9 protein-coding genes and 1 pseudogene are annotated in these 9,555 nt (G+C 67.7%); 7 read left to right on the plus strand and 3 right to left on the minus strand.

Annotated elements, in window-relative coordinates:
- Positions 1–18: 18 nt before the first annotated feature.
- Both B3I25_RS09930 and B3I25_RS09935 read right to left on the minus strand, forming a co-directional pair.
- Positions 19–735: a response regulator transcription factor gene (locus tag B3I25_RS09930; protein ID WP_085106122.1), complete on the minus strand. Its 717-nt coding sequence runs from the start codon at positions 733–735 to the stop codon at positions 19–21.
- A gap of 63 nt (positions 736–798) precedes the next feature.
- Entirely contained in the window at positions 799–1,764 is a 966-nt protein-coding gene (locus B3I25_RS09935) for a hypothetical protein (RefSeq protein ID WP_098055077.1), read from the minus strand.
- 156 nt (positions 1,765–1,920) lie between these two features.
- On the opposite strand from B3I25_RS09935, the gene B3I25_RS09940 reads away from it, so the two are divergent.
- The 6 genes and pseudogenes from B3I25_RS09940 (at position 1,921) to B3I25_RS09965 (ending at position 7,186) form a co-directional block, all read left to right on the plus strand.
- Complete coding sequence (locus B3I25_RS09940; protein WP_064847418.1) at positions 1,921–3,630, plus strand: long-chain-fatty-acid--CoA ligase; 1,710 nt, start codon at positions 1,921–1,923, stop codon at positions 3,628–3,630.
- Between the two features lie 78 nt (positions 3,631–3,708).
- The gene (locus B3I25_RS09945; protein WP_064847417.1) at positions 3,709–4,110 is read left to right on the plus strand and encodes an AMP-binding protein; all 402 of its coding nucleotides are present in this window, start codon (positions 3,709–3,711) and stop codon (positions 4,108–4,110) included.
- 163 nt (positions 4,111–4,273) lie between these two features.
- A complete protein-coding gene (locus B3I25_RS09950) occupies positions 4,274–4,621 on the plus strand; it encodes an AMP-binding enzyme (RefSeq protein WP_064847416.1) in 348 nt (115 codons plus the stop codon).
- A 54-nt stretch (positions 4,622–4,675) separates the two neighbouring features.
- A pseudogene (locus B3I25_RS09955) lies at positions 4,676–5,056 on the plus strand (MFS transporter); the annotation flags it as partial.
- Positions 5,057–5,172: 116 nt separating this feature from the next.
- The gene (locus tag B3I25_RS09960; protein WP_098055071.1) at positions 5,173–6,054 is read left to right on the plus strand and encodes a LysR family transcriptional regulator; all 882 of its coding nucleotides are present in this window, start codon (positions 5,173–5,175) and stop codon (positions 6,052–6,054) included.
- Between the two features lie 31 nt (positions 6,055–6,085).
- Positions 6,086–7,186, plus strand: coding sequence for a mandelate racemase/muconate lactonizing enzyme family protein (locus tag B3I25_RS09965; RefSeq protein ID WP_286738783.1), 1,101 nt, complete (start codon positions 6,086–6,088; stop codon positions 7,184–7,186).
- A 340-nt stretch (positions 7,187–7,526) separates the two neighbouring features.
- Here the strand turns inward: B3I25_RS09965 and B3I25_RS09970 are convergent, their stop codons facing one another.
- Complete coding sequence (locus tag B3I25_RS09970) at positions 7,527–8,141, minus strand: Rieske 2Fe-2S domain-containing protein (protein ID WP_286738784.1); 615 nt, start codon at positions 8,139–8,141, stop codon at positions 7,527–7,529.
- A 396-nt stretch (positions 8,142–8,537) separates the two neighbouring features.
- On the opposite strand from B3I25_RS09970, the gene catA reads away from it, so the two are divergent.
- Positions 8,538–9,422 (plus strand): catechol 1,2-dioxygenase, encoded by an 885-nt coding sequence (gene catA, locus B3I25_RS09975; protein WP_286738785.1) that lies wholly within the window; start codon positions 8,538–8,540, stop codon positions 9,420–9,422.
- Positions 9,423–9,555: the final 133 nt, after the last annotated feature.

Below are 9,555 nucleotides of genomic sequence, written 5' to 3' on the forward strand. Positions count from 1 at the left end.
GGGTGTCCGGTGGGGGAATCACAGCTTCTTCTCGGCGCTCGTCACGTCGTCCTCGGGGTCCACGAGACCGTCCTCGATCGCGCGGATCCGCAGGTCGATCTTGGTGGGGGCCGGGCGCCCGATCCGCGCGTACTTCTCACGGATCCGGTCGATGTTGGTCTTCACCGCGGACTGCTTGATCCCCATGCGGCGGGCGACCTGCACCTGGGCGAACCCGGAGGCGTACAGGCGCAGGGTCTCGCGTTCGCGCGGGGACAGGGCGGCGCGGGAGAACTCGACGTCCCCGTCGATGGCCGCGGCCAGTTCCTTGGTGATCACGGGTTTGCCGTCCGCGATCGCCCGCGCCTCCTCGATGGCGTGCTCGAGCGGGTCCGATTTGCGCACCAACCCCAGGGCGCCGGCGCGCAGCGCCTCGCGGATCAACCCGGCGTTCTCGCCGATGCTGAAGATCAGCACCTTCATCCCGGCGCTGCGCAACCGTTCCACGTTGCCCGCCGGGCGTGACTTGTCCGCCAGGGACAGGTCCAGCAGGACGACGTCGCACTCGATGCGTTTCGAGCCCTGCGCGGTGAGGGCGGGATTCTCCGGGTCCCGGCCCAACTGGTCCAACAGGGTGGACACGGAATCCGATGACCCCACGAGCTTGACGTCCGCGAGCGATGTCATGGACACCAGACGCACGCCTTCACGGACCACTTCATGATCGTCGACTACGGCGACGAGTGTTGAAGGCATAGAAATTTCCTCCGTACTCCCCAGTGAGGACCCAGCCCAGACCCTCGACAGAACGGAAGTCTACTAGCTTATTGCATTCGAAACCGTCCAGGCGTCCACTTTACGGTGGTAGCGCATGCCCCACACCCCGCCCAGGACCGCGCCCGCGAGTCCCAGCAGCACGAGACCCGCGAGCGCGATGAGACCCATTCCCACATCGCTCCCGATCAGCTCCTGCGCGACCCAGCGGGGACCGGCCGCCGTGGCGGCGTCGGCCCACAGCAACACCGCGACCGAGGCGACGGCGCGCGCCAGCAGGGACCACAGCCACACGCTCACGCCCTGGGCGACCCCCGAGAAGCGCGCCATGCGCCCGGCCACGTACCCTCCCGCGATCATCGAGAGCAGTTCCACGACGCCCAGGACGGCGACGGCGATCCACGACTGCGCCGCCCCCGGCGCCTGCCATGCCCGGGCCAGGGTGTCGCCCGCTCCCCGGGTCACGTCGAGGCCCAGCTGGGGTCCCAGCAGCCCGGCGAGCGTGAGCAACAGGCCACCCAGTGAGATGGCCGTGAGCAGTCCCAACACCCCGGGGATCAGTTGCATACCGCCGAAGTGCTGGCGCTGCCGCCGCCGCAGTTCCTCCACTGTGGGCCGGGCCGCGGCGGTGGAGCCCTCCGGGCGCACCGCGGGGCGCATGGAGTCCCACGCGGCCTCGGCCGAGATCCGCTCGCTCGGGGGTGTGAGGTGGTCGTCGCCCACGGGGTCCGTGTTGCCGGAGCGCTCGTCCCGCGGGTGCAGGCGTCCGGAGGCGACGCCGGTGCGTCCCGTGCGCGGTGCCGTGTCCCGGGCGGGGGAGCGGACGTCGTCGTACGGGGAGACCGACGGCAGGGTGGCGGTGTCGCCGGCCGCGGCGTCGTCGTGCCGGACCCCGGGACGGGGGAGGGGGCGCGTGGCCTGGGCATCGCCGGCGGGGCTCACCCGGGAGGTCGGCTCGGTCCAGGGTGCGTTGCCGTCATCGAGAGGATCGCGAGCGGTGGAGGGGGACATGGAGGGCCTCGATTCGGCGGGGATTCCGGTGGCGGGTCCCCAGAAGTCTATCGAGACCGGGACCGTGGGACGGGTCCGGGACGCCGGGTGCGACGTCGTCGTGGGACGCGGGCGAATGTCCCACGGCGGGACGGGCGGGACGGTAGCCTCGCTGACATGGCTGAGACGAATTCCCGAGACTTCCTGGCGACCCGCCCGTGGACGGCGAGCTACGACCCCGGCGTTCCCCGAGACCTGGAGCTGCCCGAGACCTCCCTGGTGCACATGCTCGAGAAATCGGTGGCCCGCCACGGCGCGAAGACGGCGGTCGAGTTCTTCGGCGCGGGAATGACGTACGCGCAGCTCGGTGACCAGGTGCGACGGGTCGCGGAAGGACTGCGGCGGCTGGGCGTGCAGGCCGGGGACCGCGTGGCCATCGTGCTGCCCAACTGCCCCCAGCACATCGTGGCCTTCTACGCCGCCCTGCGGCTCGGGGCCATCGTGGTGGAACACAACCCGCTGTACACGACCCCGGAACTGCGCCACCAGTTCGAGGACCACGGTGCGCGCGTGGTGATCGCGTGGGACAAGGTCGCCGCGAGGATCACCGGGATGCCCAAGGACCTGGCCGTCGAGCACGTCGTGGCCGTGGACATCACCGCGAGCATGCCCACGATGATGCGCGTGGGACTGCGCATGCCCTTCAAGAAGCTCGCCGAGCAGCGCCGAGAGCTCACCCAGCCGGCCCCGGGGACCATCGCGTGGAAGTCCCTCGTGGACTCCGACCCGATCCGTGAGGACCACCCCCGGCCCGCGGCCACGGACATCGCCCTGCTGCAGTACACGTCCGGGACCACGGGCCTGCCCAAGGGCGCCATGCTGAGCCACCGCAATCTGGAGTCCAACGCCGTGATGGGCCAGCACTGGTTGGACAGCTCGTCCGACGAGGTCGTCTACGGCGTGCTGCCCCTGTTCCACGCCTTCGGGCTGACCCTGGGTGTCACGTTCGCGATGTCCCTGGGCGCTAAGCTCGTCCTGTTCCCCACCGTGCGCGCGGACCTCATCCTGCGGGCCATGAAGAAGAGCATGCCCACGGTGCTGCCGGCCGTCCCGCCCGTGTACCAGAAGGTGCTCGACGCCGCCGCTGAGCAGGGGAAGGATCTCACCGGCATCCGGGTGGCGGTGTCCGGAGCCATGACCTTGCCCGTGCCCCTGGTCGAGACGTGGGAGGACGCCACGGGCGGGGTGCTGATTGAAGGCTACGGCCTCACCGAGTGCTCCCCGTTGGTCGCGTGCAACCCCCTCAACGAGCACCGCCGTTCGGGTTCGATCGGCATCCCCTTCCCCAGCACGGACGTGCGCATGGTGGATCCGGAGACAGGTGAGGACGTTCCCGTGGACGCGGAGGGTGAGCTGCTGGTCAAGGGCCCCCAGGTCACGCAGGGCTACTGGAAGCGCCCCGAGGAGACCGCGAAACTGTTCACGGAGGACGGCTGGTTGCGCACCGGTGACATCGTGACGGTGGACCAGGACGGCTTCCTGCGCGTGGTGGACCGGATCAAGGAAGTGGTGATCACGGGCGGCTTCAACGTGGCCCCCTCCGAGGTGGAGACCGCCCTGAAACTGCACGACAGTGTCGCGGACGCGGCCGTGGTGGGCATCCCCAACGACGACGGCAACGAGACCGTGGTTGCGGCGGTCGTGCTGGAACCCGGGGTCACCCTAGATGAGGACGCCCTGCGCAAGCACTGCTACGACAAGGTCACCCGCTACAAGGTGCCGCGCCGGATCGTGGCCATGGACGACCTGCCCCGCACGATGCTCGGTAAGACCCTGCGGCGAGCGGTCAAGCAGGACATCATCAAGAACAACCTGTTGGACTCCTGACACCTCATCGGCCGGGATCAGCTCGGTCGGAACAACTCCTGCCGAACGGGCGTGCGCCACGGGGGCCGGGTGGCCTACATGGGGCTCAACCACCCCGCCCTGCTGGAGACGTTCTTCGCCGCGGGGTCGATCGGGGCGGCCGCAGTCCTGGTGAACCCCCAACTGCGGCAGGCGGAAGTGGAGTACATTCTGGGCGACTGCGGTGCCACCACCGTGGTCTTCGGGCAAGACCAACGCGAGAATGCTGCGGGTCTGGAGGCCGAACTGACCGGCGTGCGCTCCTGGGTGAGTGTGGACGGCGGCGGACCCGGGGAGGAGTACGAGCGGTTCCTGGCCTCCGGTTCCGAGGAGCTCGTGGACGAACCGGTGGAGCAGGACGACCTGGCCCTGATCATGTACACGTCCGGGACCACGGGCCGGCCCGAGGGTGCCACGCTCACGCACCAGGCAACCTCTTCTACCAGTACGTCAACACCCTGATCGGTCAGGACCCGCGCCAGGACGAGGACCACCTGGCCGTGGCGCCCCTGTTCCACATTGCCGGGCTGACCATGATGACGCTGCCCACATTCATGCTGGGCGGGACCATTATCATCCACCGTCAGTTCCGCACCCCGGACGTGGTGACTCCGGGGACATCGCCGTGGAGGACGAGGACGGGTACCTCTACACCAAGGACCGCATGAAGGACATGTACATCTCGGGCGGGGAGAACGTGTACCCCGCGGAGGTGGAGAACGCCCTGCCGGGTCTCGAGGAGATCCAGGAAGCGGCCGTGATCGGTGTGCCGGACGGGCGTTGGGGCAAGACCGGCCGCGCGTTCGTCGTGCTGTTCGAGGACGCCCCCGAGCTGAGCGGGAACGAGATCCTCACCCGGCTGCGCGAGGGGCTGGCCACCTACAAGCTTCCCACCCGGGTGGAGGTCGTGGCCGAACTGCCGCGCACCACCACGGGCAAGATCCAGAAGAACGTCTTGCGCGAACGTGCCTGATCCCGAGGAATCACCATGTCATCAACCACCGCCCCGGGGACCGAGCTGCGGTCCATGGATCGCAGGCCGCAGGACAGGGAAGCGCACCGCGTGATCTTCTCCAGGTACCTGGGCTCCACCATTGAATACTACGACTTCCTGCTCTACGCCTCCGCCTCCGCGCTGGTGGCCCCGCACGTGTTCTTCCAGGACCTGGACCCGGTGGCCGGCGTGATCGCCTCCTACGGGACGTTCGCCGCGGGCTACCTCGCGCGGCCCCTGGGCGGTGCGATCTTCGGTCACTTCGGGGACAAACTGGGCCGGAAGAAGATGTTCATCCTGCCCATGTTCGTCATGGGTATCGGCTCCACGCTGATCGGGCTGATCCCGTCCTCCGCGAGCATCGGTTCGTGGGGTGCGATCCTGCTCATCCTGCTGCGCGTATTCCAGGGCATCCCGGCTTCCGCCGGTGTGCACTTCGGCGTCGTCAAATTCTGACAATATCTATTTCTAATCCCTGTGATTATGGCTAAACTCCATATCAAGGTGGCGGACGCGGACCGGGGAGAACCATGGAGCTTCGACAACTCAACTACTTCATCGCAGTGGCGGAGGAGCGGCACTTCGGCCGTGCCGCCAAACGCTTGCACATGGCGCAACCGCCGTTGTCGCAACAGATCCGTCAGCTCGAGGAACAGCTCGGCGTCAAACTGCTGGACCGCACGACCCGGCGCGTGGACCTGACTCCGGCCGGACAGGAGCTGCTGGACCGCGGACGTCAGATCATCAACGAGGTGGAGACGCTCAAGGCGGACGTCTACCAGGTGGGCAACGGCGCCACCGGGGTGCTGCGCGTGGGCTTCTCGGGCTCGGCCACCTACAGCGTCATGCCGCGGCTCGTGCGCCACGCCAAGGAGCAGCTGCCCGGAGTCTCCCTCACCCTGCAGGGCGAGATGCTGACGCCAGCCATGGAGGCAGGACTGCGGGACCACACGCTCGACGCCGCGATCCTGCGCCCTCCCGTGGCATCCCAGGACATCGAGTACCGGATCGTGGGCCGGGAGAAGCTCGTGGTGGCCATGCCCAGCGACAGCCCCCTGGCGTCCGGGCGGCCCGTGGCGGCAAACGAACTGCAGGAGCAGAACTTCGTGTCCTACCCGCCGGAATCGGCCGTGTACCGCACCGTGTCCGAGATGTGCCGCCGGGCGGGCTTCCAGCTGCGCATCGCGCAGGTCACCCACGAGACCTCCACCATGCTCTCGTTTGTCGCGGCCAGCAGCGGGATCGCCGTGGTCCCCGAGTCCGTGCGAGCGCTGCAGCTCGAGGGCGTGCTCTACGCGGGCCTTGAGGATTCCCCCGTGACCGAGATGGCCGTGGCCTGGCGGCGGGACGACCGCTCGGCCCTGCTGGGCAATTTCCTGAACCTCGTCATGGACGTCACCGACCACGACTGACCCGAGCACCACCCGCTCAAGAAAGGCGACCATGAACATCACCCGCATCGAGGCGATCCCCTACTCGATCCCCTACGTGCACCCCCTGCACTTCGCCTCGGGTTCCGTGACGGAAGCGGACCACGTCCTCGTGCGGGTGCACACGGACGAGGGCATCGTGGGCACCGCGGACACCCCGCCCCGGCCGTACACCTACGGTGAGACCCAGAAGTCCATCGTGGCGGTGATCGAGGACATCTTCTCCCCGCAGCTCAGCGGTCTGGACGCCTTCGCCCGGGAGCGGATGCAGACCGTCATGGACCGCACCTTCCACAACCAGACCGCCAAGGGCGCGGTGGACATCGCCGTGTGGGACGCGATCGGCCAGCTGCTCGGACAACCCGTGTCCACGCTGCTGGGCGGGTACACCGACCACATGAGCGTCTCCCACATGCTGGGGTTCAAGCCCGCGGAACAGCTGCTCGAGATCGCCCTGGAGTTCCGGGAGACCTACGGGATCACCACCTTCAAGCTCAAGACGGGGCGCCACCCCGTCTCGCTCGACGTCGAGGCCGCCCGCGTGCTGCGCGAGGGCCTGGGTCCCGAGGCGCGGATCTACATGGACGCCAACCGCGGGTGGAGCGCCAACGAGGCCTCCGAGGTCCTGCGCCTCACCGCGGACCTCGGCATGGAGTTCCTCGAGGAGCCCGACGACGCTCGGGAAGTCATGGGCCGACGTCGCCTCGTGAGCACCTCGCCCATCCCGATTGCCGCGGACGAGTCCGCCCCGAACCTGGGCACGGCGGCCAAGGAGCTGCTGAGCGGGGGAGCGAACCTGCTCGCGATCAAGACCGCGCGCTCGGGCTTCACTGAGGCCACCAAGATAGTGGGTCTCGCGGAGGGCCTGGGCGTGGACGTCTACGTGGGCAACCAGATCGACACCCAGGTGGGGACCATCGCGTCCGTGACCTTCGGCGCGGCCTTCTCCCACACGTCCAAGCGCGCGGGGGAGCTGTCCAACTTCCTGGACATGGCGGACGACCTGTTGGCCGAGCCCCTGCGGATCGTGGACGGGAAGATCCACGTGCGGGACGTCTCCGGGGTCGGCACCGTGATCGACGAGGACAAGCTCGCCTACTACCGGGCCCGCTGAGGCGGCCCGCCCCCGTCCCTCACGCGGGGCGGTGTGGGCGGGCCGCATCCTGCGTGCGGTCGTGGGCGGGTGGCGACACCGGGGTCGTCCCGGCTCTCGGCTCCTGACCCAGCAGGGCCCGTTATTCCTGCTCCGGTACAGGGCCGCGAGCTCGCTGCGGGAATAGATGCCGAACTTGGTATAGATCCCGGCCGCGGCTCATGTCGTTCCACGGCGCGGAGGTGGCCTGGTACGTCTTCTGGCAGGAGCGGAACTCCTCGAGATCGTCCGGGTGGCCATACCGGTGGCGTTGAAGAAGTCCTCGTACTGGCGGATCCGGTGGGCGCGGGACTTGTCCGACTCACCCTTGGGAGCGATGCAGTCGCAGCACCTCGAGGCCCTCCGGGGACTGCTCCACGATGGAGTCGATCACTTTGGTGGCGTCACCCAGGTGCTCCTCGAGGGGTAGGACATCCGGGTTCAGCGATCCGAACAGGAAGCCCTTGTAGTTCTCGAAACGGGCTACCTTGGTGAGGTCGTGGGAGCCGTCCTTGTTGAAGTTCTCCGGGTAGCCGGCGCCGCGGGAGTCCTTGACCTTGAGCAGCTCACCGGAGTTGTGGAACGTCCAGCCGTGGAACGGGCAGGTGAACGTGGTGCGGTTGTCGGTCTTGCGGCGGCACAGCATGGCACCGCGGTGGGCGCACGCGGTGATCAGGGCGTGCAGTTCACCGTTCTTGTCCCGGGAGATCACGATGGGCTGACGGCCGATGTACGTGGCGAAGTAGTCGCCCACGTTGGGGATCTGCGTATCGTGGGCCAGGTACACCCAGTTGCCCTCGAAGATGTGCTTCATCTCGAGCTCGAAGATCTCGGCGTCGGTGAAGATCTCGCGCTTGGCGCGGATGATCCCCTCCGTGCGGTCGTCCTCGACGGCGCCGTCGAGGACGTCGTGCAAACGGCTCAGGGTCTCGGTCATGGCGTAACTCCTTGAACATTGGGCGCCGACGTCAGCCCACGAGGTGGTGCGGGTGCGGGTGCGGGACCGAGGGGCCTGAGGGGCGCGATCCCGCAGGTGAACCAGCAGGTGCGTATCCCTCATACTGATGGAGGGTGACCCCACTCACATCAGGGGGAACCCTAGGCTGAACCTGGGGTCATTTTTTTACTTTATAGAATGAGTAACACCGAATTAAATATTTGTTGAATATAGATTCGCCGCACCAATCTGAGATGGACGTCACGGATCGCAGTTGCGTGCCTCACGGTCGCCATCCGGCCAGGGGTCCGATCGACGGGTCCGGAGCGCGGAGCGAGGGGCCGCTGCCATCACCCCCGGGCGTCCCCATCTGCTACGAGAACCGTGGAGGTCACCATGACTGACAACCCTTCCGCCGCACACCTCAAGGAGAGCCAGGGCACCGCCGTCGAAGCCGGTACCAAGGCCACCGAGCGTTTCGCCGCTTCCGGCAAGAAGTCCAAGCTCGACGTCCCCAAGGAGCGCGTCTCGCTGCTCGCGGGTGCGCTCATCAAGGCTGCCAACGACATCGTGGAAGAGCACGAGGTCACCTATGAGGAGTACAACGCCCTGAAGGCCTGGCTCATCAAGGTGGGCACGGATGGTGAGTGGCCGCTGTTCCTGGACGTGTGGCTCGAGCACACTGTGGAGGACGTCAACTCCAAGGAGCGCCCGGGCACCGTGGGCACCATCGAGGGCCCCTACTACGTGCCGAACGCCCCCGAACTGCAGACCCCTGCCACGCTCGAGATGCGCGAGGATGAGGAGGGCACCCCGCTACTGTTCCACGGTGACTTCACCGACACCGACGGCAACCCCATCAAGGACGCCCAGGTGGAGATCTGGCACGCCGACGCCGCCGGGTTCTACTCCCAGTACGCGCCGGACATGCCCGAGTGGCTCTTCCGCGGTACCGTCAAGGCGGACGAGAACGGGCACTTCGAGATCCACACCATGCAGCCCGCTCCGTACCAGATCCCCACAGACGGTGCGTGCGGTCAGCTGATCGCCGCCGCCGGTTGGCACGCGTGGCGCCCCGCGCACATCCACATCAAGGTCTCCGCTCCCGGCTACCAGATGGTCACCCAGCAGCTCTACTTCCCGGGTGACCCGCACAACGAGGACGACATCGCCTCGGCTGTGAAGCCCGAGCTCATGCTGGACGTGCAGGAGCGTGCGGACGGCTCCGGCAACGAGGTTCAGTACGACTACGTGCTCGCCAAGGAAGGCGAGAGCCGCTGAGTCTTTCGCTCGGTCCCGTTACGACGGCGGACCCCGACCCCGTGTTCGCGCACGGCGGTGGGGTGCTTTCGTTGGCGTGCCCACCGGTGGCATCGGTCAGCGATGCCAGCTGGAGGTGGGTCACCGGCAGCGG

It is taken from the genome of Kocuria sp. UBA1838 (assembly GCF_002338785.1).
GTDB classification, from domain to species: Bacteria; Actinomycetota; Actinomycetes; order Actinomycetales; family Micrococcaceae; genus Kocuria; species Kocuria marina.

Coding starts and splice junctions, on each gene's coding strand:
- B3I25_RS09930 (WP_085106122.1), bottom strand. CDS start 735: ATGCCTTCAACACTCGTCGCCGTAGTCGACGATCATGAAGTGGTCCGT.
- B3I25_RS09935 (WP_098055077.1), bottom strand. CDS start 1,764: ATGTCCCCCTCCACCGCTCGCGATCCTCTCGATGACGGCAACGCACCC.
- B3I25_RS09940 (WP_064847418.1), top strand. CDS start 1,921: ATGGCTGAGACGAATTCCCGAGACTTCCTGGCGACCCGCCCGTGGACG.
- B3I25_RS09945 (WP_064847417.1), top strand. CDS start 3,709: ATGGGGCTCAACCACCCCGCCCTGCTGGAGACGTTCTTCGCCGCGGGG.
- B3I25_RS09960 (WP_098055071.1), top strand. CDS start 5,173: ATGGAGCTTCGACAACTCAACTACTTCATCGCAGTGGCGGAGGAGCGG.
- B3I25_RS09965 (WP_286738783.1), top strand. CDS start 6,086: ATGAACATCACCCGCATCGAGGCGATCCCCTACTCGATCCCCTACGTG.
- B3I25_RS09970 (WP_286738784.1), bottom strand. CDS start 8,141: ATGACCGAGACCCTGAGCCGTTTGCACGACGTCCTCGACGGCGCCGTC.
- catA (WP_286738785.1), top strand. CDS start 8,538: ATGACTGACAACCCTTCCGCCGCACACCTCAAGGAGAGCCAGGGCACC.